Annotated in this window: 27 protein-coding genes; 9 read left to right on the top strand and 18 right to left on the bottom strand. The window is 70.7% G+C overall.

Annotated features, from left to right (window positions below):
* Nucleotides 1–80: 80 nt before the first annotated feature.
* Nucleotides 81–932, bottom strand: a complete 852-nt coding sequence (locus ACFWP3_RS12025; RefSeq protein WP_384219169.1) for a helix-turn-helix domain-containing protein — start codon at nt 930–932, stop codon at nt 81–83.
* 311 nt (nt 933–1243) lie between these two features.
* Nucleotides 1244–1672, bottom strand: coding sequence for an ATP-binding protein (locus ACFWP3_RS12020; protein WP_384219166.1), 429 nt, complete (start codon nt 1670–1672; stop codon nt 1244–1246).
* A 151-nt stretch (nt 1673–1823) separates the two neighbouring features.
* Here ACFWP3_RS12020 and ACFWP3_RS12015 point away from each other — a divergent pair, with 151 nt between their 5' ends.
* From ACFWP3_RS12015 to ACFWP3_RS11985, 7 genes are all read left to right on the top strand, one after another.
* Nucleotides 1824–2681 carry a helix-turn-helix domain-containing protein gene (locus ACFWP3_RS12015; protein ID WP_384219164.1) on the top strand — a complete coding sequence of 286 codons (858 nt, stop codon included), beginning with the start codon at nt 1824–1826 and terminating at the stop codon, nt 2679–2681.
* Nucleotides 2678–2863 (top strand): DUF397 domain-containing protein, encoded by a 186-nt coding sequence (locus tag ACFWP3_RS12010; protein WP_384219161.1) that lies wholly within the window; start codon nt 2678–2680, stop codon nt 2861–2863. Before ACFWP3_RS12015 ends, ACFWP3_RS12010 begins: the two co-directional genes overlap by 4 nt.
* Nucleotides 2860–3033, top strand: a complete 174-nt coding sequence (locus ACFWP3_RS12005; RefSeq protein WP_384219158.1) for a DUF397 domain-containing protein — start codon at nt 2860–2862, stop codon at nt 3031–3033. Before ACFWP3_RS12010 ends, ACFWP3_RS12005 begins: the two co-directional genes overlap by 4 nt.
* Complete coding sequence (locus ACFWP3_RS12000; protein WP_384219156.1) at nt 3003–3203, top strand: DUF397 domain-containing protein; 201 nt, start codon at nt 3003–3005, stop codon at nt 3201–3203. Before ACFWP3_RS12005 ends, ACFWP3_RS12000 begins: the two co-directional genes overlap by 31 nt.
* Nucleotides 3204–3265: 62 nt before the next feature.
* Nucleotides 3266–3700 (top strand): hypothetical protein, encoded by a 435-nt coding sequence (locus tag ACFWP3_RS11995; protein WP_384219154.1) that lies wholly within the window; start codon nt 3266–3268, stop codon nt 3698–3700.
* A complete protein-coding gene (locus tag ACFWP3_RS11990) occupies nt 3697–5097 on the top strand; it encodes a hypothetical protein (protein ID WP_384219151.1) in 1401 nt (466 codons plus the stop codon). The genes ACFWP3_RS11995 and ACFWP3_RS11990 overlap by 4 nt, the downstream gene beginning before the upstream one ends.
* A complete protein-coding gene (locus tag ACFWP3_RS11985) occupies nt 5094–5408 on the top strand; it encodes a hypothetical protein (RefSeq protein WP_384219148.1) in 315 nt (104 codons plus the stop codon). Before ACFWP3_RS11990 ends, ACFWP3_RS11985 begins: the two co-directional genes overlap by 4 nt.
* 108 nt (nt 5409–5516) lie before the next feature.
* Here ACFWP3_RS11985 and ACFWP3_RS11980 read toward each other — a convergent pair whose 3' ends face one another.
* The 5 genes from ACFWP3_RS11980 to ACFWP3_RS11960 all read right to left on the bottom strand — a co-directional run bounded on the left by ACFWP3_RS11980 (nt 5517) and on the right by ACFWP3_RS11960 (nt 9985).
* Complete coding sequence (locus ACFWP3_RS11980; RefSeq protein ID WP_384219145.1) at nt 5517–6854, bottom strand: dicarboxylate/amino acid:cation symporter; 1338 nt, start codon at nt 6852–6854, stop codon at nt 5517–5519.
* Between the two features lie 393 nt (nt 6855–7247).
* On the bottom strand, nt 7248–7559 hold the full coding sequence (locus tag ACFWP3_RS11975; RefSeq protein ID WP_384219143.1) for a DUF4229 domain-containing protein: 312 nt from the start codon (nt 7557–7559) through the stop codon (nt 7248–7250).
* Nucleotides 7560–7659: 100 nt separating this feature from the next.
* Nucleotides 7660–8184 carry a GNAT family N-acetyltransferase gene (locus ACFWP3_RS11970; protein ID WP_384219141.1) on the bottom strand — a complete coding sequence of 175 codons (525 nt, stop codon included), beginning with the start codon at nt 8182–8184 and terminating at the stop codon, nt 7660–7662.
* Between the two features lie 129 nt (nt 8185–8313).
* On the bottom strand, nt 8314–9477 hold the full coding sequence (gene mqnE, locus ACFWP3_RS11965) for an aminofutalosine synthase MqnE (RefSeq protein ID WP_069920704.1): 1164 nt from the start codon (nt 9475–9477) through the stop codon (nt 8314–8316).
* A 52-nt stretch (nt 9478–9529) separates the two neighbouring features.
* Complete coding sequence (locus tag ACFWP3_RS11960) at nt 9530–9985, bottom strand: Lrp/AsnC family transcriptional regulator (protein WP_069920705.1); 456 nt, start codon at nt 9983–9985, stop codon at nt 9530–9532.
* A 121-nt stretch (nt 9986–10106) separates the two neighbouring features.
* Here ACFWP3_RS11960 and ACFWP3_RS11955 point away from each other — a divergent pair, with 121 nt between their 5' ends.
* Nucleotides 10107–10241, top strand: a complete 135-nt coding sequence (locus ACFWP3_RS11955) for a hypothetical protein (protein WP_384219138.1) — start codon at nt 10107–10109, stop codon at nt 10239–10241.
* Here ACFWP3_RS11955 and ACFWP3_RS11950 read toward each other — a convergent pair.
* The 6 genes from ACFWP3_RS11950 to ACFWP3_RS11925 all read right to left on the bottom strand — a co-directional run bounded on the left by ACFWP3_RS11950 (nt 10238) and on the right by ACFWP3_RS11925 (nt 14592).
* On the bottom strand, nt 10238–10921 hold the full coding sequence (locus ACFWP3_RS11950) for a UbiX family flavin prenyltransferase (protein WP_384219136.1): 684 nt from the start codon (nt 10919–10921) through the stop codon (nt 10238–10240). The two genes, ACFWP3_RS11955 and ACFWP3_RS11950, sit on opposite strands and share 4 nt — an antisense overlap.
* A 93-nt stretch (nt 10922–11014) precedes the next feature.
* The gene (locus ACFWP3_RS11945; protein ID WP_384219133.1) at nt 11015–11266 is read right to left on the bottom strand and encodes a type II toxin-antitoxin system RelE/ParE family toxin; all 252 of its coding nucleotides are present in this window, start codon (nt 11264–11266) and stop codon (nt 11015–11017) included.
* Nucleotides 11263–11535: a type II toxin-antitoxin system Phd/YefM family antitoxin gene (locus ACFWP3_RS11940; RefSeq protein WP_384219132.1), complete on the bottom strand. Its 273-nt coding sequence runs from the start codon at nt 11533–11535 to the stop codon at nt 11263–11265. Before ACFWP3_RS11940 ends, ACFWP3_RS11945 begins: the two co-directional genes overlap by 4 nt.
* Nucleotides 11536–11590: 55 nt before the next feature.
* Entirely contained in the window at nt 11591–12511 is a 921-nt protein-coding gene (gene mqnP, locus ACFWP3_RS11935) for a menaquinone biosynthesis prenyltransferase MqnP (RefSeq protein ID WP_384219296.1), read from the bottom strand.
* A gap of 64 nt (nt 12512–12575) precedes the next feature.
* Nucleotides 12576–13061 carry a hypothetical protein gene (locus ACFWP3_RS11930; RefSeq protein ID WP_384219130.1) on the bottom strand — a complete coding sequence of 162 codons (486 nt, stop codon included), beginning with the start codon at nt 13059–13061 and terminating at the stop codon, nt 12576–12578.
* A 73-nt stretch (nt 13062–13134) separates the two neighbouring features.
* Nucleotides 13135–14592, bottom strand: a complete 1458-nt coding sequence (locus ACFWP3_RS11925) for a menaquinone biosynthesis decarboxylase (RefSeq protein ID WP_384219128.1) — start codon at nt 14590–14592, stop codon at nt 13135–13137.
* A gap of 90 nt (nt 14593–14682) precedes the next feature.
* Here ACFWP3_RS11925 and ACFWP3_RS11920 point away from each other — a divergent pair, with 90 nt between their 5' ends.
* Nucleotides 14683–15009 (top strand): PLD nuclease N-terminal domain-containing protein, encoded by a 327-nt coding sequence (locus ACFWP3_RS11920; protein WP_384219125.1) that lies wholly within the window; start codon nt 14683–14685, stop codon nt 15007–15009.
* A gap of 42 nt (nt 15010–15051) precedes the next feature.
* Here the strand turns inward: ACFWP3_RS11920 and ACFWP3_RS11915 are convergent, their stop codons facing one another.
* The 5 genes from ACFWP3_RS11915 to ACFWP3_RS11895 are packed head-to-tail and all read right to left on the bottom strand — an operon-like array spanning nt 15052 to nt 19832.
* The gene (locus ACFWP3_RS11915) at nt 15052–15555 is read right to left on the bottom strand and encodes an SRPBCC domain-containing protein (RefSeq protein ID WP_384219123.1); all 504 of its coding nucleotides are present in this window, start codon (nt 15553–15555) and stop codon (nt 15052–15054) included.
* A 25-nt stretch (nt 15556–15580) separates the two neighbouring features.
* Complete coding sequence (gene ccsB, locus ACFWP3_RS11910) at nt 15581–16663, bottom strand: c-type cytochrome biogenesis protein CcsB (protein ID WP_384219121.1); 1083 nt, start codon at nt 16661–16663, stop codon at nt 15581–15583.
* On the bottom strand, nt 16660–18399 hold the full coding sequence (locus tag ACFWP3_RS11905) for a cytochrome c biogenesis protein ResB (protein WP_384219118.1): 1740 nt from the start codon (nt 18397–18399) through the stop codon (nt 16660–16662). The genes ccsB and ACFWP3_RS11905 overlap by 4 nt, the downstream gene beginning before the upstream one ends.
* A 13-nt stretch (nt 18400–18412) precedes the next feature.
* A complete protein-coding gene (locus ACFWP3_RS11900) occupies nt 18413–19186 on the bottom strand; it encodes a cytochrome c biogenesis CcdA family protein (protein ID WP_384219116.1) in 774 nt (257 codons plus the stop codon).
* 4 nt (nt 19187–19190) lie between these two features.
* Nucleotides 19191–19832 (bottom strand): TlpA family protein disulfide reductase, encoded by a 642-nt coding sequence (locus ACFWP3_RS11895; RefSeq protein WP_384219113.1) that lies wholly within the window; start codon nt 19830–19832, stop codon nt 19191–19193.
* Nucleotides 19833–19895 lie beyond the last annotated feature (63 nt).

Raw genomic sequence — 19895 nt, 5'->3', positions numbered from 1 at the left:
GGACAATTTCAATTTAGTGATGATCAATTCGCCATTCCGCTTGACACGAAGCGCGACGATGACTTTCTCGCACACCCTTGCTAACCGGCGCCTTTCCCGGCATCGGGCGGACACTCACCACAGCGGCCAGGCACGGGGGCCCGGAAGGCGCGGTCGCAGCCGTCGCAGTTCTGGAGCGGATCCGGCCGTCTGACGGGCGGGGCCGCCGGGGTGGCCGGGGCCGCCGGGAGGCGGGGCGGCAGCTGCGCCTTGAGGCGGTAGGCGATCAGCCCCGCCGCGTGGCGCAGATCGACGGGAAGGTCCGCGGCCAGGGCGCGGCGTACGGCCTCGGGCGCGGCCCCGCGCTCCAGCCAGGCCGAGACCCCGGGCGCGAGCCGCACCACGTCGCGCTCGGCGAGCAACAGCCGGGGGTCTTCGCTCCGGAGCCCCGCGAGCAGGTCCACGGCTTCCTGACGAACCGGCCCGGCGGGACCGGCCGCCGCAGGCTCGGGATCGGGCTCGGGTTCGGGGTCGGGTTCGGGCGGCGGTGCGGGGACGGGCTCAGGCGGCGCCGACGGCTCCGGCGCGGGGGCCCGTACGGGCTCGGGCAGCGGCTCCGGCCCTCGTACGGGCTGCTCGCACGCCTCCGGAGGCGACGGCGGCTGCCGCACCGCGGCCCCCGGGCTGTTGTACGAGTACGTACGGGTCACCACCTGCCCGGTGGCCAGCCGCTCGCGCCGCCGCTCCAGGTACCCGTGCCGCTCCAACTCCCGCAGCGCCGCGGCGACCCGGGCCTCGCCCTCCGCGGACCGCCCGGCCAGGGCCTTGACCCCGATGGGCGAACCGGCGGGCAGCGACTGGATGTACAGGGCGATGCCCCGTGCGGTGAAGGACAGTTCGCGGTGCTGGGCGAGGCTGTTGCCCACCACCGTGAAGTGACGGGCGTGCCGCACGTTGACGTGGACGACACCTGATCGGGGGGTCCCGGCGGGAACACGGGACGCTGCGGACGCGTGGGCGCTAAGCTGCTGAAGAGCCATGGGGAAGGCTGAAGCTTCCTACTTGGTCAGGCCCTCGACCGGGATGCCAGTCCCGCCGGGGGCCGTCTCATGTCTGCGGTTGTCGGGGCGAGCATATGCCCGGCAACCGGCACCAAATCCAGCCCAGTTGGCACAGTTCACCCATCCGAGGGATGGCGCACGGGCACGGGCACGGGGTGGGTTTGGTCGGTTGGTTCTCTCACCGTGACTAGGTACTTATGCGTCTAAGCACGCCGGGTCGCGGCGCCCGGCGACCCGGTGGCCAGCGGGACGTCCGCCCACACCACCTTGGTCGGCGCCGGCCCTTCCCGTACGCCCCAACGGTCCGCGAGCCCTTCGACGATCACCAGCCCCCGCCCCGGGTCGCGGCGAACCGGGATCCGGTCACCCCGCGTATCGGTCACCTCGATCCGCAGCACCCCTCCGGCGACGGCGAGCACCAGCCGGAAGTCCCGCCCGGGCACGCGCCCGTGCGTCACGGCGTTCGCGGCGAGCTCGGCCACGACCTGGGCCGGATCGACCAAGGGCAGCCCCCACGCCCTCAGTTGCTCGACGGCGAGCAGCCGGGCCAGTCGGGCCCCTCGCGGGGTGGAGGAGAGTCGTACGTCGAACCGGTCGGCGGCGGCCCGGACTTGGGCGAGTTGGTGATTCACGTCACACAGCGTGGCGGCGCGTGCGTACCGTGAGAAGCGGGGGCGCCCTTGCGTCCGGCCTTTGTCCGGCGCTTGTCCTGTGCTGTCGCGGCTGTCGTGAGCTGCGGCCGGGCAAGGGGGTGGGGACATTCGGCTCGTCGGAGGTGGGCGCGTGAGCGTGGACAGTGACGGTACGGAAGACGCGGGCTGGGACGTCGACCCGGAGGACGAACAGGGGGTGGCGGTCCTGGCCGCGCTCGGCCGCCAGCTGCGCGCTTGGCGGGAGGCCGCCGACCTGCGCGCCGCCGACTTCGGGCTCGCCATCGGCTACGGGGAGGACATGGTCCGCAAGGTCGAGGGCGGCAAGCGGATCCCGCGCCCCGAGTACCTGGACAAGGCGGACGAGGTGCTGCGGGCGGGTGGGCGGATCGCCGCGATGAAGGCGGACGTCGAGCAGGTCCGGTACCCGAAGAAGGTCCGGGATCTCGTGAAGCTGGAAGGCCGGGCGGTCGAACTGTCGGCGTACGGCAACCACAACATCCATGGCCTGTTGCAGACGGACGACTACACGCGGGCCCTGTTCGAGATGTGGCAGCCCCCGCAGACCATCCAGGAGGTGGAGCGCGGCTTGGCCGCCCGGATGGCGCGCCGAGCGATCTTCGATCGAAGTCCCGCACCCGCCCTGTGCTTCGTCCAGGAAGAGGTGACCCTGCGGCGCCGCATCGGGGGGACAATGGTGATGCGTGGGCAACTCGAACGCCTGCTGAAGGTTGCCGAGCTGCGCCACGTGACGATCCAGGTCATGCCCACCGGTCTCGAGGAGCATGCCGGAATGGGTGGGTTGATCCAAGTGCTGAAGTTCGCGGACGGATCGGCGGTAGGGCGCTCCGAAGGGGCGTTCAACGGCCGTGCCGTCTCCGATCCGAGGCAGGTCCGGATCCTTGAGCAGTGCTATGCCATGATCCGGTCCCAGGCTCTCACGCCACGGGAGTCCGTCGCATTCATCGAGCAAGTGCTGGGAGAGACATGATCCACGAGTCCGAGCTGGAGTGGTTCAAGAGCAGCTACAGCGACAGCGGTGACATCAACGACTGCGTCGAGGTGGCCAACACCCCCACCACGATCCACGTCCGCGATTCGAAAGTCCTCCGCCTCCCCCACCTCAGCTTCGCCCCACAGGCATGGGCCGAGTTTGTGAGGCACACGTCATGACGCTGGAGTGGTTCAAAAGCAGCTACAGCGACGGCAGCGAAGGCGACTCCTGCGTCGAGGTGGCCACGACCCGCGCCACGGTCCACGTCCGGGATTCGAAGGACCACCGCCTCGCCCATCTCTCCTTCACCGCGCAGGCATGGGCCGAGTTCGTGAAGCACACGTCATGACGCCGCTCGACTGGTTCAAGAGCAGCTACAGCAGCGGCAGCGAGGGCGACTCCTGCGTCGAGGTGGCCAACACCCCCGCCACGATCCACGTCCGCGACTCCAAAGACCACCGCCTCCCCCACCTCGCCTTCGCCCCCCACGCCTGGGCGGGATTCATCGCGCAGACCTGACGCCCCGAGCGCATTAGCATGGACATGATCCAGCGCAATCGGGTCATGTCGGGGGGAACCAGATGTCGTTCGACGCGGAATGGGCGCAGCACAAGGCTGACGTCCTGGCCGGGCAGTCGCCCTCGATGCGGCTCGACCAGGTCGCGCCGCAGGCGACCGGCCCCGCCGGGGGGCTGCTCGCCGGGGCCGGGTCCATCAACGGCAACGCCCACCTCCTCATCGAGATCGCCGCGCTGCTGCACGAGGGCCGCCCGGACGGCGATGCCTCCACCATGGCCCGCGCCCCCCGCGCGCACGCCGACGTATCGGCCCAGACCCTGCGCTTCGCCCGGTTCGCCGACGACCAGGTCAAGGACACGGTCGCCCTGCTCGCCGCCCTGGCCACCCGCCTGAAGACCACCGGCACCGCCTTCGCGCAGGTGGACGACGACACCGCCCGGGCCTTCCTCGACGGCCTCCTCACCGGGGGCCGATACGTGAAGCCGGAGTCCAGATGAGCGGGTTGAGCTACCGCGGCGACGTCGAGTTCCTGGAGGAGTGCTCCCCGACGCTGGTGGAACGCAACGCAGCCGAGTTCCGCCGGCTGCGCGACCTCCTCGTCCAGGTCGAGGAGCCGGCCCGGCGGGCGGAGACCCGTACCCAGTGGCAGAGCGACGGCAGCCACACGTACACCGCCCGCCTCTCCGAGGCCCGCATGCTGGTGACCCAGCTGGCCGAGGGCTACGACAAGGCGGCGAGCGCCCTGCACGCCTACGCCCTGGCCCTGGGCACCGCCAAGTCCCACTACGGCAACGGCAAGCGCGCCGAGCGGGCGCTCGCCGCGCTGATCGCGACGAAGGGCACCGCGATCACCCGCACGGCGCAGGAGGCCGAACCGATGCGCCAGTGGGAGGACATGCGGGCGACGACCGGGTTCCTCGACGGTCTCGCCGAGCTCACGATGGACGTGGACGACATCCGGGACGAGGCGAACCGGCTCCACGACGACGCGGGCGGGAACTTCCGGCTGGCGAAGACCGCGGAGCAGGAGGCCCGGAGCAGCTGCGTGCACGCGCTGAAGCAGGCGTACGAGCTGCTCCCCGAGTTCGTCGTGAAGGGCGGCGGCGACCGCCCCGACCTGTACGCGGCGATGGCCGACATCCGGCGGGAGGCGGCCGAGGCCCGCACCGACCCCCTGACCCGCCTGCCCGGCGGCGGCCCGAAGCGGGAGATGACCGGGCCGGTCGGCCCGGACACGCTGGTCTCGCCGCAGCTGCGGGACATCCGGATGAAGGTGGCGGGGCTGCCCGACGCGGCCGACACCTACTGGATCCCGAACGTCACCGACGGCATGCGCGCGGACTGGATCTCCCAGAACAAGCAGGTCCTGCGCGCGGCCGCCGCGCACGCGGGCGTGCCCGAGGACCTGCTCGCGGGCGTGGCCTGGCAGGAGGTCGGCGGCTGGCAGCCCGGCTTCGCCGACGACCTGGTCGGGGCGGTGCGCGAACAGGCCGAGGCGCCCTGGGGGCTGAGCCCCGTCGCCCCGCGCAACCTCCCGGACCGGCTCGGCGGGGCCTCGGACGAGACCTCGTACGGCCCCATCGCGATCCAGCTGCGGCGCGGTGCCGAGGTGCTGGGCTACGACCCCGAGCGCCTCACCGAGCAGCAGCGCGGCCTGGTGGAGCAGGCGCTCCAGGACCCGAGGGAGAACGCCTTCATCGCCGGGGCCTACCTGGCGCAGATCAAGGCGGAGACGAGCTTCGCCGATGTCCCGGCGGACCGGCTGACGGAGGCCCAGAAGCGGGAGATCGCCGCACGCTACAACGGCGGCCCCTACTGGGACCTGGGCAAGGCCCAGGGGTACGGTGACCGGTTCGTCGACGACCTGGGCCGAGCGAAGGAGGCCATGCGATGAGGCTCCGCCGCGAGAGCATCGACCTGCCCGAGGACCGGGGCTGCCTCCAGTGGGTGCTGGGCGTCCCGCTCGCCCTCCTCTACGCGCCCGCGGTGTACTTCTGCGTACTGCTGCTGATCGCGGAGGCGGACCCGGGCGACGGCCGCATGCGCGCCGACATGCGCTCGGGCGCCCACGCCGTGTACTTCATCTGCCTGCTCGGACTGCTCGTCTGCCTGCTCCCGGTGTACCGCCGGACCATGAACCGCTGGTGGTACGCGCTGCCGGCGCTGCTCTCGGCGGTCGCCTGGATCCGCATCGCGACCCTCTAGCCCGGCCCGCCGCGCCCCGGCACGCCCCGGCACGCCACAGCCCCCGCCCGGACGGGGCGGGGGCTGCGGCGAGTGCGGGCGTCAGGCGCGGTGCGTCGGGCGCGGGCGTCAGGCGGGGACGGCGACCGGCTCGGGCTTGGCGGCCTCGGCGGGCGCCGGGGCGGGCTCGTCGAGCGGGGAGGCCGAGGCGGAGGCGTAGGCCTCCTTGTCCAGGATCCCCTCGCGGGCCGAGACGATGACCGGGACCAGGGCCTGGCCGGCCACGTTGGTGGCGGTGCGCATCATGTCCAGGATCGGGTCGATCGCCATCAGCAGGCCGACACCCGCCAGCGGCAGGCCCAGCGTCGACAGGGTCAGGGTCAGCATGACCGTGGCGCCGGTCAGACCGGCCGTGGCGGCCGAGCCGATGACCGAGACGAAGGCGATGAGCAGGTACTCCTTGATGCCCAGCTGCACGTCGAAGATCTGCGCGATGAAGATCGCGGCGAGCGCCGGGTAGATCGCGGCGCAGCCGTCCATCTTCGTGGTGGCGCCGAACGGGACGGCGAAGGAGGCGTACTCCTTCGGGACGCCGAGGCGCTCGGTGACCTTCTGGGTGACCGGCATGGTGCCGACCGAGGAGCGGGAGACGAAGGCGAGCTGGATGGCGGGCCAGGCGCCCTTGAAGAACTGGATCGGGCTGACCTTGGCGACCGTGGCGAGCAGCAGCGGGTACACGCCGAACATCACCAGGGCGCAGCCGATGTAGACGTCGGCGGTGAAGGTCGCGTACTTGCCGATGAGCTCCCAGCCGTACGTGGCGATCGCGGTGCCGATCAGGCCGATGGTGCCGATCGGGGCGAGGCGGATGACCCACCACAGGGCCTTCTGGAGCAGTTCGAGCACGGACTCGGCGAGGTCGAGGACGGGCTTGGCCTTGCCGCCGAGCTGGAGGGCGGCGATACCGGCGACGACGGCCAGGAAGACGATCTGGAGGACCTTCAGCTCGGTGAACGGCGTGACGATGTTCGTCGGCACGATCCCGGTCAGGAAGTCGATCCAGGAGCCGGTCTTCTTCGGCTCCTTGCCGTCGGCGGCGGTGAGGCCGGTGCCCGCGCCGGGGTCGGTCAGCAGGCCGATCGCGATGCCTATGCCGACCGCGATCAGCGAGGTGATCATGAACCAGAGCAGCGTGCGCGAGGCGAGCCGCGCGGCGTTGTTCACCTTCCGCAGGTTGGTGATGGACACCAGGATCGCGAAGAAGACGAGCGGGGCGATGGCCAGCTTCAGCAGCTGGATGAAGATGTCGCCGGTCTTCTCGAGCGTGGTGCCGAGCCAGCTGACGTCCTGGCTGCGGGCGATCCAGCCGAACAGGACGCCCAGGACCAGACCGGCGAGGATCTGGGCCCAGAACGGGAACTTGAACGAGGCCTTGGCGGGAGCCTGGGCCTGGGGGGACGCGGACACGAACACGCTCCTGGGGTGACGCACGAAGACAGGGGGGAGGTTCTGCGGGAGGGGTGGTGTGGTGCGGCAGCAGCCAGGGGCACCTCCCGGGCGAAGCCCGGGGGAGGAGCGCGGCCGGCCGGGACCGCTGCTGTATCGATTCAGCGCGCGGGGCGGATCAACAGCAACAGGCCGCGGTCGCGCGGCGGCAGAGGTCGACGTCCAGGCGCGCCACGAGCGGAACGCTCACGGTCATCGGGTGCGCGGCTGTGGTCAACATGTTGAACACGCTAACACCTACCCTTTGGGAATCTCAAAGGGGTTCTTTGAGGCGGGAAAACACGACCGCCCCAGCGCTGCGGGCGTTCTACCCGGCTCTGGGGCGGTTCGGTGTGTGAGGAAGCTAACGGACCGCTACGGGGTCACGCGCGCCGCGTCGTCGGCCGCGTCCTCCTGGCTGCGGTTCGCGGCGAGCTTCTGCTTCGCGCCCGCGACCCGGCCGGAGATCTGCTGGGACATCTCCTCGCGCTGCTTGCGCAGGAGCACGAAGGAGAGCGGGGCGGAGATGACGAGGGCCAGCAGCACGACCCAGGCGACGTTGGCCTCGCCGAGGCCGGCGGGCACCCAGCCGAGGTTGACCAGGACGGCCACGATGACGAGGCATCCGACGAAGATGCCCAGACGCATCGCGGTGTAGCGGATCGTCGCGCTCGGCTTGAGGGACACGGTGACCCCTTCTTTCTCGTCTTCGTACGGCGGCACGTGCCCGTCCAGTGAAGCACGCCGGTCCACCGCTCCGGCCCGCTGGGGTCGCGGCCCGGCCGGGTCAGTACAGCGGCAGCAGCATCGTGATGTCGTCGCGGTCGTCGCCGGGGGCGACGCGGATGGCGTCGGGGACCCGGCCGACCTCCTTGTAGCCGCAGGACTCGTAGAAGCGCTCCAGGCCGAGGCCGCCGCGGCAGCCGAGGCGGATCGCGTCGATGCCCTCCAGGGAGCGGGCCGCGTCGGCCGCCGCGGCCATTAGGTCGCGGCCGTAGCCCTTGCCCTGGTGGCGCGGGTGGACCATCACCGTGTAGGCCCACACCCAGTGCAGCTGGAGGCGGTGCGTGTTGTGGGTCAGGAACGCGGTCGCGGCGACCTCGCCGGTCTCGTCGCGCCCGACCAGGAGCCGGCTGCCGCCGTCGGCGACCGCGGCCAGCTGCTTGATCAGCGCCGGGCGGATGTCGTCGGCGGTGACCGGGGGTACGAAGCCCACGGCGCCGCCCGCGTTGGAGACGTCGGCCCACAGCGACAGCATGCCTTCGCGCAGGGCGGGGTCGATGACCGGATCCAGGGTGAAAGTAAGGGTCACGACTGAAGATTATCCATTACGGGCAGCAGGGGCAACGAAGCCCCGGCCCGCACTGCGGACCGGGGCTCGTGACGTGCCGCGCGGCTGCCCGCGCGATGCCCGGGCCGTGCCCCGGGCGATGACCGCGCGTCAGACGCGCATCGCCTGCGGCGTCTCGCGCAGGCCCGCGTCCGGGCCGGGGTACTCGCGGATGATCTCGTAGCGCGTGTTGCGCTCGACCGGGCGGAAGCCCGCCTCGCGGATCAGCTCCAGCAGGTCCTCGCGGCCCAGCTTGTTCGGGGTGCCGTAGTTGTCCGCGTCGTGCGTGATCTTGTACTCGACGACCGAGCCGTCCATGTCGTCCGCGCCGTGCTGGAGCGCGAGCTGGGCGGTCTGCACGCCGTGCATCACCCAGAAGACCTTGACGTGCGGCACGTTGTCGAACAGCAGGCGGGAGACGGCGAAGGTCTTCAGGGCCTCGGCGCCCGTCGCCATCGTCGTCCGCGCCTGGAGCTTGTTGCGGACCTTGCCGTCCTGCATGTCCACGAAGTCGTGCTGGTAGCGCAGCGGGATGAAGACCTGGAAGCCGCCGGTCTCGTCCTGGAGCTCGCGCAGCCGCAGCACGTGGTCCACGCGGTGGCGCGGCTCCTCGATGTGCCCGTACAGCATCGTCGAAGGGGTCTTGAGGCCCTTCGAGTGCGCCAGCCGGTGGATGCGCGACCAGTCCTCCCAGTGGGTGCGGTGGTCGACGATGTGCTGGCGCACCTCCCAGTCGAAGATCTCCGCGCCGCCGCCGGTGAGCGACTCCAGGCCGGCCTCGATCAGCTCGTCCAGGATGTCCGAGGCGGACATGCCGGAGATCGTCTCGAAGTGGTGGATCTCCGTCGCCGTGAACGCCTTCAGCGAGACGTTCGGCAGCGCCTTCTTCAGCTCGGACAGCGAGCGCGGGTAGTAGCGCCACGGCAGGTTGGGGTGCAGGCCGTTGACGATGTGCAGCTCGGTGAGGTTGTCGTTCTCCATGGCCTTGGCCAGGCGCACGGCCTCTTCGATGCGCATCGTGTACGCGTCCTTCTCGCCCGGCTTGCGCTGGAACGAGCAGTACGCGCACGAGGCGGTGCACACGTTCGTCATGTTGAGGTGGCGGTTGACGTTGAAGTGGACGACGTCGCCGTTCTTGCGCGTGCGCACCTCGTGGGCGAGGCCGCCCAGCCAGGCCAGGTCGTCCGACTCGTAGAGGGCGATGCCGTCCTCACGGGTCAGCCGCTCGCCGGAACGGACCTTCTCCTCCAGCTCGCGCTTGAGCCCAGCGTCCATCAGGCGGTCGCCTCCTCTAGATGCCTGTCCTGCAACCCGTCCAACCGTACTCTCAGCCTTCCTCGGGAAGTTCCCCGACCCGGTTCTCCCACTTCGTCGAGAGCACGATGGTGGTGCGGGTGCGGGAGACGCCCTTGGTGCCGGAGAGCCTGCGGATGATCTTCTCCAGGCCGTCCACGTCGTTGGCGCGCACCTTCAGCATGAAGGAGTCGTCGCCCGCGATGAACCAGCAGTCCTCGATCTCCGCGAGGTCGCGCAGCCGCCGGGCGACGTCCTCGTGGTCGGCGGCGTCGGACATGGAGAGGCCGATCAGCGCGGTGACGCCGAGGCCGAGCGAGGCCGCGTTCACGGTCGCGCGGTAGCCGGTGATCACACCGGCCGACTCCAGCCGGTTGATGCGGTCGGTGACGCTGGGGCCGGAGAGGCCCACGAGACGGCCCAGCTCCGCGTACGAGGCACGACCGTTCTCGCGAAGTGCCTGGATGAGCTGCCTGTCCACCGTGTCCATTACGTGGAGCCTTCCATTATTCGGCGATCCTGCAAGTTTAGGTATAGAATCTAAGGCACACAGGGTCAACACCCTGTGAATCTTTCAACAGATCAATGACGATCTTCAGGAGTGGTTCACCGTGTACACGATCGAGATGGCCTACGCACACATGCGACAGCTCCAGGAGCTGGCCAACCGATCCCGCACCGACCAGCCGTCCGCCGCGCACCGCGTGGACAAGACCCGCAGGCCGCGCAGCACCAAGAAGCGCTAGCCACCGCTTGCCCCGGGAGGCCGGGAGCCGCCCAGCTCCCCCTCCCAACGGCGGTACAGCCGGTGCGGCACCCCTGCCGCGTCCAGCACCCGCCCCGCGACGAAATCCACCAGATCCTGGATGTGCGTCGCACCCGCGTAGAACGCCGGAGAGGCGGGCAGCACGACCGCGCCCGCCTCGTCCAGCGTCACCAGATGCTTCAGCGTCTGCCCGTTCAGCGGGGTCTCCCGCACACAGACCACCAGCCGCCGCCGCTCCTTGAGCGTCACGCTCGCCACGCGCTGGAGCAGGTCCTTCGACAGCCCGAGCGCCACCCCCGCCACGCACGCCGTGGACGCGGGGACGACGAGCATCCCCTTGACGGGGTACGAACCCGAACTCGGCCCGGCCGCCAGATCCCCCGCACCCCAGTAGCGCACGTCGGCCAGGTCCGGGCGGGCGAAGGCGGCGGGCTTGCCGTCCGCCCCGCGCTCCAGCCACTCCCCCAGATCGTCCCGCCAGTGCGCGTCCCGGAAGGCGATGCCGGTCTCGTCCAGCAGGGTGAGCCGCGAGGCCCGGCTCACCACCAGGTCGACGCTCTCCCCCGCCGCGAGCAGCCCGCGGAGCACCGCCGCCGCGTACGGGGTCCCGGAAGCCCCGGAAACCCCCACCACCCACGGGGTGCGCTTGCGCTCAGTCATACCTCCGAGACTATCCGGCCACGCCTGGGCAGGGGTCGGTCAGGTGCCCGGCGCGGACCGGCGGCGGGTCACGAATCCAGGACGGCGCGGGGTTCAGCCCACCCGGCCGACCTTGATGACGTACACCGTGACCGTCTCGCCGTCGGGGCGGTACAGCACCCGCCATGCGCCCACGTGGAGCCGCCAGTAGCCGGAGCCGCCCAACGCGCGCGCCTCCTCCGGGTGCCAGTCGTCGGCCAGCCCGCCGATCGCGGCGGCGCACGCCTTGGCGCCCACAGGATCGAGAACACGGAGTCTCCGGAACTCCTCCATCGCCGGAAGCTCCCAGACAACGGTGTGCCTCATTGCGCGGCCTGCCGGTCCTCGTCCTCCAACTGGGCCATGAAGGCGTCATGGCCGACCGGCGTCGCGCTCCTGTCGGCCTCGCGCCGTCGGGCTTCCGCGACGTCGGCCTCGTCCCTCAGCCTCCGGAGCTCCTCCAGCTCCTCTATCGGCACGAGCGCGGCCGCCGGCTTTCCGTACTCGCTGATCAGGATCTGCTCGTGGCCATGGCGAACCCTGCCTACAAGCTGTCCGAGGTGGTTGCGGGCCTCGACGAGCGAAACGGTCTCCATGCCAAAACTGTACACACTCGCAGGTCCGTACAGGCTGCCTGCGTGCGCTGCCGCTCTAGAAGGTCAGGCCCCGGGCCGCGAGGTCCAGCACGGCGCACACGAAGAGGGCGATCCCGATGAACCCGTTGACCGTGAAGAAGGCGCGGTTCAGGCGGGACAGGTCGTGCGGCGTCACGATGCCGTGCTCGTAGAAGAAGGCGCAGACGACGATCAGCAGGCCCGCCCAGAAGAACATCCCGGCGTCCGTGGCGAGCGCGAACCAGACCAGCAGGGCCGTGGTCACGACGTGCGCGCCGCGGGCCCCCCACAGGGCGGCCGGGACGCCGAAGCGGGCCGGGACGGACTTGACGCCCTCCGCGCGGTCCGCGGCGACGTCCTGGGAGGCGAAGATCAGGTCGAAGCCGCCGATCCAGACGCCCACCGCGAGCCCCAGGATGACCGCGTCCCAGGACCACTCACCGGTGACGGCCAGCCAGGCCCCGACCGGGCCGATCGCCTGGGCCAGGCCCAGGATGGCGTGCGGGAAGTTCGTGAACCGCTTGCCGTACGGGTAGACCACCATCGGTATCACCGCGACGGGCGCCAGAGCCAGGCAGAGCGGGTTCAGCAGCGCCGCCGCGCCGAGGAAGACGGCGAGCGCGATCCCCGCCCCGGTCCACGCGGACCGCACCGACACCGCGCCGGTGACCAGCTCGCGGCCGGCCGTACGCGGATTGCGGGCGTCGATCTCGCGGTCGATGATCCGGTTGGCGGCCATCGCGAAGGTCCGCAGGCCCACCATGCAGACGGTGACCAGCAGCAGCGTGCCCCAGTGCACGGTCCGGTCGAACCGGAACATGGCGGTGAGCGCGGCGATGTAGGCGAAGGGCAGCGCGAAGACCGAGTGCTCGATCATCACGAGCCGCAGGAACGCCTTGATCTTGTTGGTGGCCTCGGGTGCGGGGCCGGGCCCGACCACTCCGTCGGCGGTGGTCATCATGCGCAGTCCCTCCGGGGGGCTTCGAGGTGGGCCGTCGGGCCGCCCGGGGGGACGGCGCCGGTCACGCCAGGCTCCCGCGGAACTCTTCGAGGTCGGCCAGCAGCGTGTCGAGGGGCACCGGGTCGGTCTCCAGGATCAGGAAGGCCTCGGCGTCGCCCTCGGGCGGGGTGATCCGGGCGGTGAACGCGTAGTCCTCGCCGACCGGCCGGGCGTCGAGCCGCAGCACCGCGCCGGCCTCGACGGTGAACCGCCCGCCGGCGGCCAGGGCCGCCTGCAGCCGCTCCGCGAACTCCTCCGCCTCGCTGTCGCGCAGGCCCGGCAGCTCGAACCCGCCGCCCTCGCCGTGCCCGTCGGGCCCGCCGTCGGCCCAGTCCAGCATCAGCGCCCAGACGTCGCCGGGGCCGGCGAACTCCTCCGGGGAGACGCCCGCCTCCTCGGCGGCCCGCCGGACGCCGGGGTCGGCCGGGTCCAGCTCGGGGCGCACGAGGGCCACGTACGTCTCGCCGCCGAGGAAGAGGGCCGGGCCGCCCATCGCGATCGGGCTCACAGGCCGGGACCATCCCCGCAGCGGCGGGGAGCACACGCCCGCGTCCTCTCCGCGTCCATCCTGTCCGAGCAACTCACAGGCCGTACTCCTTCCAACGTCGTGTCACCCGTTCGGCGGTCGCCGGGTCGGACTCGACCATGTCGGGCCAGCCGCCGTCGCGGGTGTAGCCCTCCTCGGGGAGCTTCTTGGTGGCGTCGATGCCCGCCTTGCCGCCCCAGAACTGCTGGTAGGACGCGTGGTCCAGATGGTCCACGGGGCCCTCGACCACCGTCAGGTCACGGGAGTAGTCGGTGTTGCCGAGCGCCCGCCAGGACACCTCGTGCAGGTCGTGGACGTCGCAGTCGGCGTCGACCACGATGATCAGCTTGGTCAGCGACATCATGTGCGCGCCCCAGATGGCGTGCATGACCTTCTGCGCGTGCTTCGGGTACTTCTTGTCGATCGAGACGATCGCACAGTTGTGGAAGCCGCCCGACTCGGGCAGGTGGTAGTCCACGATGTCCGGCACGATGATCTTGAGGAGCGGGAGGAAGAAGCGCTCCGTCGCGCGGCCCAGCGGGCCGTCCTCGGTCGGCGGCCGGCCCACAACGATGGACTGGAGCAGCGGGCGCCTGCGCATCGTCACGCAGTCGATCTTCAGCGCGGGGAAGGGCTCCTGCGGGGTGTAGAAGCCGGTGTGGTCGCCGAACGGGCCCTCCGGGAGGGTCTCCCCCGGCTCCAGCCAGCCCTCGATGACGACCTCCGCGTGGGCCGGGACCTGGAGCGGCACGGTCTTGCAGTCGACCATCTCGATGCGCTTGCCGGCGACGAAGCCCGCGAAGAGGTACTCGTCGATGTCACCGGGCAGCGGCGCGGTGGACGCGTACGTCACCGCGGGCGGGCAGCCGAAGGCGATCGCGACCGGCAGCCGCTCGCCGCGCTTGGCGGCCACCGCGTAGTGGTTGCGGCTGTCCTTGTGGATCTGCCAGTGCATGCCGATGGTGCGCTTGTCATGGCGCTGGAGGCGGTACAGGCCGAGGTTGCGGACACCGGTCTCGGGGTGCTTGGTGTGCGTGAGGCCGAGGTTGAAGAAGGAGCCGCCGTCCTTGGGCCAGGTGAAGAGGGCCGGGAGCTGGTCGAGGTCCACGTCGTCGCCGGTGAGGACGACCTCCTGGACGGGCGCGGACTCGCCCTTCACCTTCTTCGGCGGCACGTGCACCATCGAGCCGAGCTTGCCGAAGGCCTCGCGGACGCCGATGAAGCCCTGCGGCAGCTCCGGCTTGAGCAGGCCGCCGATCTTCTCGCTGATCTCGCCGTACGACTTCAGGCCCAGCGCCTTCAGCAGGCGGCGGTCGGTGCCGAAGACGTTCATGGCCAGCGGCATCGCCGAGCCCTTGACGTTCTCGAACAGGAGGGCCGGGCCGCCCGCCTTGTTCACTCTGTCGACGATCTCCCCCACTTCGAGGTGCGGGTCGACTTCGGCCTTGATGCGCTTGAGGTCGCCCTCCCGCTCCAGAGCCCGGAGCAGCGAGCGGAGATCGTCGTAAGCCATAGGGGCAAGTATCCGTCACCAACTACCCTGGAAGGGTCACCGGGGCCCCCAGCGGGCCCGCCGCCACTGCCCGGGAGTCGGTCCCACACCGTGCTGCGCTATCTGCCGTTCCTGCTGATCATCGCGCTGACCATCTACGCCTTCATCGACTGCCTGAACACGCCCGAGGAAGAGGTCAAGCACCTGCCCAAGGTGGTCTGGGTGATCATCATCCTGCTCTTCTCCATCGTCGGGCCGGTGGTGTGGCTGTTCGCGGGGAAGAAGCGGGCCGCGGCGGGCGGCGGACGGCCGCGCCGCACCCAGTGGGTCGCGCCCGACGACAACCCGGAGTTCCTCAAGCGCCTGCGCGACGAGCAGGAGAAGGACCGGGGCAAGGACCGGGACAAGGACCGGGACAAGGACAAGGGCTCGGACTGACGGACGGGGGCGCGGGCGCGGCCGCGGCCGCGGGCCCGCGCGCTAGGCCGCGGCGGGGGACGCGTACCGCTCGCGCAGCTCGGCCCAGTGGGCGCCGTTCCAGGCGGCCCAGTCCGCCGGCCGTCCGGCCAGCGCGGACTCCAGCAGCTCGAAGTGCTCGTGCCAGCCGGCCAGGCAGTCCAGCCGCTCGTTCTCGGGGCCGCCGCGCTCGTTCACGAAGCGGATGACCGTCGAGTCGGTCCCCACGGGCTCCAGGTGGAAGCGGATCCGCTCGTGTCCGCTCACCGTGTACTCGACGACCCGCTCGACGTCCCAGGCCGTGACGTGCCCGGTGGCCACCGTCCCGGTGTTGAGCCAGCGCAGGGTGACGGCCCCGCCGAGCCGGCGCTCCAGGACCTCGGCCCCGGCCAGCCAGCCGCGCAGCCCCTCGGGCGTGGTCAGGGCCGGCCACAGCGCCTCGTAGGCGTACGGGAAGTGCGGCTCGAAGTGGATCCGCCAGCGGTCCGCGCCGCGGCTCTCGCTGGTGCCATGGCTCACAGGAGGCATGACACCAGCGTCCCACTCCCGCCGGTCAGACGCCCGCGTACGAGTGCTTGCCGCTGAGCAGGATGTTCACGCCGTAGTAGTTCCAGATCCAGCAGGCGAAGGCGAAGAGCGCCAGGTAGGCGGCCTTGCGGCCCTTCCAGCCGGCGGTGGCCCGCGCGTGCAGGTAGCAGGCGTACGCCACCCAGGTCACGAAGGACCAGACCTCCTTGGGGTCCCAGCCCCAGTAGCGGCCCCAGGCGTCGCCCGCCCAGATCGCGCCCGCGATGATCGTGAAGGTCCACAGCGGGAAGACGGCCGCGTTGATGCGGTAGGAGAACTTGTCGAGGGAGCCCGCCGAGGGCAGCCGCTCGAGGACCGAGGAGGCGAACTTCCCCGGCTTGCCGCCGCCCGCGAGCTTGGCCTCGTAGGAGTCGCGGAAGAGGTAGAGGACCGCTCCGGCCGCGCCGATGTAGAAGACGGCGCCGCAGAAGATCGCGGTGGAGACGTGGATCCACAGCCAGTACGAGTGCAGGGCCGGGACCAGCTGGTCGCTCTCGGTGTAGAGCCAGGTCACGGCGATGCCGAGGTCCAGCAGGACCGTGGTGACGAGGATCAGGCCGAGCCAGCGGACGTTCTTCTTCAGCGCGAGCAGCACCAGGTAGGCGCCGACGGCCACCGTGGAGAAGGTGATCGAGAACTCGTACATGTTGCCCCAGGGGGCCCGCTGCACCGACATCGCGCGGGCCACGACGCCGCCCGCCTCGATGAGGAAGGCGAGCGCGGTCAGCGAGACCGCGATCCGCCCGTACAGGTCGCCCTGCACGGTGCCGCCCGCGGCGCCCGGGCCGTCCGGCACGTCACGGGTGCCCGCGGCGGAGCGGGTGACGACCTTCGGCTTGTCGAGGACGGCCGTGCTGCCGCCCTTGCCCCGGACCTGCACGGCGGGAGCGGCGGCGGCCTTGGCGGGGGTCAGCGCGGCGGCCGTACGGGCCACCTTGCTGCGGCTGCCGAAGGTCCACTCGGCGATGTGCGCGAAGAAGGCGAGCATGTAGACCGCCATCGACGAATAGATCAGGTAGTTGCTGATCTGAGCCAGGTTCTCGTTGGCTGCGGCAGCGAGCGGCGTCATCCGCGCTCTCCTTCGGGGTTTTCTTCGACAGGTTCGGCGGGCGTCGCGGTCGGCGCCTGCCCGTGCAGCGTGGCGGCGAGGTCCGCCAGCTCCTCCGGGAGCCTGGCGGACTCGCTGCGGCCGAGGCCCGCCATCTCGACGACGGTGACGCCGTCCTCGCCGGTCACCGCGCGGACCCAGATCCGGCGGCGCTGGATGAACAGGGATCCTGCCAGGCCCGCGATGGCGGCGATCGCGCCCGCGAGGGCGAGGCCGCTGCCGGGCTGGTGGGTGACGGAGAAGGTGGCCCAGCGCTCGATGCCCTCGAACTTCACGGTGCCGGCGCCGCCCGGCAGGGTCATCGTCTCGCCGGGCGCCAGCTTCTGCTTGAACGGCTGGCCCGACTCGTCCTTGTACGACTCCATCTTGGTGGTGTCGAGCTGGTACACGTTCTGCGGCAGGCCCGAGTCCACGCCGAGGCTGCCGTGCCAGGCGTTGAGCATGAGCCGCGGCATGAAGATGTCCGGGAACTGGGAGAACATCGTGCCCTGGCCCTCGCCGGCGAACGTCGGCACGAAGACGGCCTTGAAGCCGAGCTGCTCCTTCTTGCCGTCCTTGTCCTTGTAGCCGTCGGTGACCTTGATGGCACCGGTGGAGGTGAGGTTGGCGTCCTGCGGGAGCACCGGCACGGCGTCCTTGAAGACCACCTTGCCGGTGGGGTCGGTCACCGAGACCACCGGCGCGTAGCCGTGGCCGAGCAGGTAGACCTTGGAGCCGTCGACCTCGAGCGGCTCGTTGACCTGGATCTCGCGCTTCCGCGGGGTGCCGTGCGCGCCGTCGGAGAAGGTGACGTACGCCTTGAAGTCGCGCGGGGTGCCCTTCTGCGGGCCGGTCAGCTCGTAGGTCGCGTCGAACTTGTCGAGCGTGAACGAGAAGGGCGGCAGGTCGTCGGGGTCGAAGAGGGCGCCGGACTTGAAGTCGTCGTACTGGGTGAGCGTGTTCGAGAAGCCGCTGCCGCGCAGGACGAGCTTGCCGCCCTCGGACTTGAAGTACTGGCCCCAGGCGAAGGCCACCAGCATCACGATCAGCGCGACGTGGAAGATCAGGTTGCCGGCTTCGCGCAGGTAGCCCTTCTCCGCGGCGACGGAGTTCGCGCCGCCCGCCGCCTCGGTGCGGAAGCGCCGCCCGGCGAGCAGCGACTTCGCGTGCGCGAGCACCTCGTCCGCGGAGGAGGCCGTGCGCCACGTCGTGTAGGCGGGCAGCCGGTCGAGCCGCTTGGGGGCGCCCGGCGGGCGGCCGCGGAGCTGGCCGACGAACTGCCAGGAGCGCGGCAGGATGCAGCCGATCAGCGAGACGAAGAGCAGCAGGTAGATCGCGGAGAACCACACCGAGCCGTAGACGTCGAAGAGCTGGAGCTTCTCGGCGACGGTGACCCAGGACGGGTTGTCCCTCTTCCAGACGGCGACCTTCATGGCGTCGACGTCGGTCTGCGGGATGAGGGAGCCGGGGATGGCGCCCAGGGAGAGCAGGAAGAGCAGGATCAGCGCGACCCGCATGGAGGTGAGCTGCCGCCAGAACCAGCGGGCCCAGCCGACCACGCCGATGCCGACGGGGCCGCGGTCCTCGACGGGGGCGGTGGAGAGCTGGGAGCCGGCCGCCGCCTCGGCCGCGTCGGTGTCCGTGTTCGCGTCCGTGTCTGTGTCCGTGTCAGCGGACTCGTGGGGCGCCTCGGTGGACGTGTTGTCTGTCGTACTCATGTCCGTGTAGTCCTCAGATCCCCACCGTGAAGCCTTGGGTCCAGCTCTGCATGTCGCTGACGATGCTGTCCCACATTCCTGTGACGAGCAGCAGACCGGTCAGGATCAGCATGCCGCCACCGATGCGCATGACCCACGCGTAGTGCTTCTTCACCCAGCCGAACGCGCCGAGCGCCTTGCGGAAGGCGATCGCGGCGAGGATGAAGGGCAGGCCGAGACCCAGGCAGTAGACCACGGTCAGCAGCGCGCCGCGGCCGGCGCTCGCCTGGTCGAGGGAGAGCGTGGTGACGGCCGCGAGGGTCGGGCCCATGCAGGGCGTCCAGCCGACGCCGAAGAGCACGCCGAGCAGGGGCGCGCCGAGCAGACCCGCCGTCGGCTTCTTGTGGAAGCGGAACTCCCGCATCGTCAGGCCCGGGATCGCGCCCATGAAGAAGAGGCCCATGAGGATCACCACACCGCCCAGCACCCGGGAGATGATCTCGGTGTTCTCCCGGAGGGTCTCGCCGAAGTAGCCGAAGAGGGCTCCCGTGGAGACGAAGACGGCGGTGAAGCCGGCGATGAACAGGAGCGCGCCGGCCAGCATCCGGCCGCGCCGCGCCTCGGCGAGGTCGGCTCCGCTGACCCCGGTCACGTAGGAGAGGTAGCCGGGAACCAGGGGCAGCACGCAGGGCGAGAAGAAGGACACCAGTCCCGCGAGCAGCGAGATCGGCAGGGCCAGCAGCAGCGCGCCGCTGAGGACCGTCTCGTTCACCCCGGTGGCCTCGGCGGCGAGGACGTAGTCGACCACGAGGTCACTGCTCCGCGAGGACCGGGTCGATCATCGAGCGCAGCTGTTCCTCGTTGACCGCGACGAGGGTGCGGGCGGCGATTCTGCCCTGCTTGTCGAGGATGATCGTGGAGGGGATGGCCGACGGGTTGAGGGTGCCCTTGGGGAAGCGCAGTATCAGCTTCCCGGCGGGGTCGTAGAGGCTCGGGTAGGTGATCCCGTAGCTCTCCTCGAAGGCGGTCGCGTTCTGCTTGCTGCTGTCGCGGGTGTTGATGCCGACGAAGGCGACGTCCTTGCCGGCGTCGGCCATCTCCTTGGAGACCTTCGCGAAGTACGGGGCTTCGGCGCGGCACGGCGGGCACCAGGAGCCCCATACGTTGAGGACGACGACCTTGCCCTTGAGCTCGGTGGTGTCCAGGGTCTTGCCGTCGACGGTCTCGCCGTCGAGCTTGGGCGCCTCGGTGCGCTCACCGGCCGCGACGGTGGAGATGCCGCCCTTGCCCACGACGTAGTTGCCGCCGGAGCCGCCGGAGGGCTTGCCGCCGTCCGAATCGTCGCAGGCCGTCAGGGTCATGACGCCCGCGACGGCGGCTGCGGTCAGCAGGAGTGCGCGGCGGCCGGCGGGCGAGGAGCTACGTCGACGGGCACTGGCGCGGCTAAGGCTCATGTGAAAAGTTTCGCATGAGCGAAATGCGGATCTACCGCACCCCCCGAAGGGCCGTGAAGGTGC

This window comes from Streptomyces sp. NPDC058525 (assembly GCF_042719495.1).
Lineage (GTDB): Bacteria > Actinomycetota > Actinomycetes > Streptomycetales > Streptomycetaceae > Streptomyces.
The sequence above is the reverse complement of the archived record's forward strand: the minus strand, read 5'-3'. Positions and strand labels throughout refer to the sequence as shown.

Excerpts from the sequence above, each read along its gene's own strand:
- ACFWP3_RS12010 (WP_384219161.1), top strand. The coding sequence starts at position 2,678 with ATGATCCACGAGTCCGAGCTGGAGTGGTTCAAGAGCAGCTACAGCGAC.
- ACFWP3_RS12005 (WP_384219158.1), top strand. The coding sequence starts at position 2,860 with ATGACGCTGGAGTGGTTCAAAAGCAGCTACAGCGACGGCAGCGAAGGC.
- ACFWP3_RS12000 (WP_384219156.1), top strand. The coding sequence starts at position 3,003 with ATGGGCCGAGTTCGTGAAGCACACGTCATGACGCCGCTCGACTGGTTC.
- ACFWP3_RS11995 (WP_384219154.1), top strand. The coding sequence starts at position 3,266 with ATGTCGTTCGACGCGGAATGGGCGCAGCACAAGGCTGACGTCCTGGCC.
- ACFWP3_RS11990 (WP_384219151.1), top strand. The coding sequence starts at position 3,697 with ATGAGCGGGTTGAGCTACCGCGGCGACGTCGAGTTCCTGGAGGAGTGC.
- ACFWP3_RS11985 (WP_384219148.1), top strand. The coding sequence starts at position 5,094 with ATGAGGCTCCGCCGCGAGAGCATCGACCTGCCCGAGGACCGGGGCTGC.
- mqnE (WP_069920704.1), bottom strand. The coding sequence starts at position 9,477 with ATGGACGCTGGGCTCAAGCGCGAGCTGGAGGAGAAGGTCCGTTCCGGC.
- ACFWP3_RS11960 (WP_069920705.1), bottom strand. The coding sequence starts at position 9,985 with ATGGACACGGTGGACAGGCAGCTCATCCAGGCACTTCGCGAGAACGGT.
- ACFWP3_RS11950 (WP_384219136.1), bottom strand. The coding sequence starts at position 10,921 with ATGACTGAGCGCAAGCGCACCCCGTGGGTGGTGGGGGTTTCCGGGGCT.
- ACFWP3_RS11945 (WP_384219133.1), bottom strand. The coding sequence starts at position 11,266 with ATGAGGCACACCGTTGTCTGGGAGCTTCCGGCGATGGAGGAGTTCCGG.
- ACFWP3_RS11940 (WP_384219132.1), bottom strand. The coding sequence starts at position 11,535 with ATGGAGACCGTTTCGCTCGTCGAGGCCCGCAACCACCTCGGACAGCTT.
- mqnP (WP_384219296.1), bottom strand. The coding sequence starts at position 12,511 with ATGACCACCGCCGACGGAGTGGTCGGGCCCGGCCCCGCACCCGAGGCC.
- ACFWP3_RS11925 (WP_384219128.1), bottom strand. The coding sequence starts at position 14,592 with ATGGCTTACGACGATCTCCGCTCGCTGCTCCGGGCTCTGGAGCGGGAG.
- ACFWP3_RS11915 (WP_384219123.1), bottom strand. The coding sequence starts at position 15,555 with ATGCCTCCTGTGAGCCATGGCACCAGCGAGAGCCGCGGCGCGGACCGC.
- ccsB (WP_384219121.1), bottom strand. The coding sequence starts at position 16,663 with ATGACGCCGCTCGCTGCCGCAGCCAACGAGAACCTGGCTCAGATCAGC.
- ACFWP3_RS11905 (WP_384219118.1), bottom strand. The coding sequence starts at position 18,399 with ATGAGTACGACAGACAACACGTCCACCGAGGCGCCCCACGAGTCCGCT.
- ACFWP3_RS11895 (WP_384219113.1), bottom strand. The coding sequence starts at position 19,832 with ATGAGCCTTAGCCGCGCCAGTGCCCGTCGACGTAGCTCCTCGCCCGCC.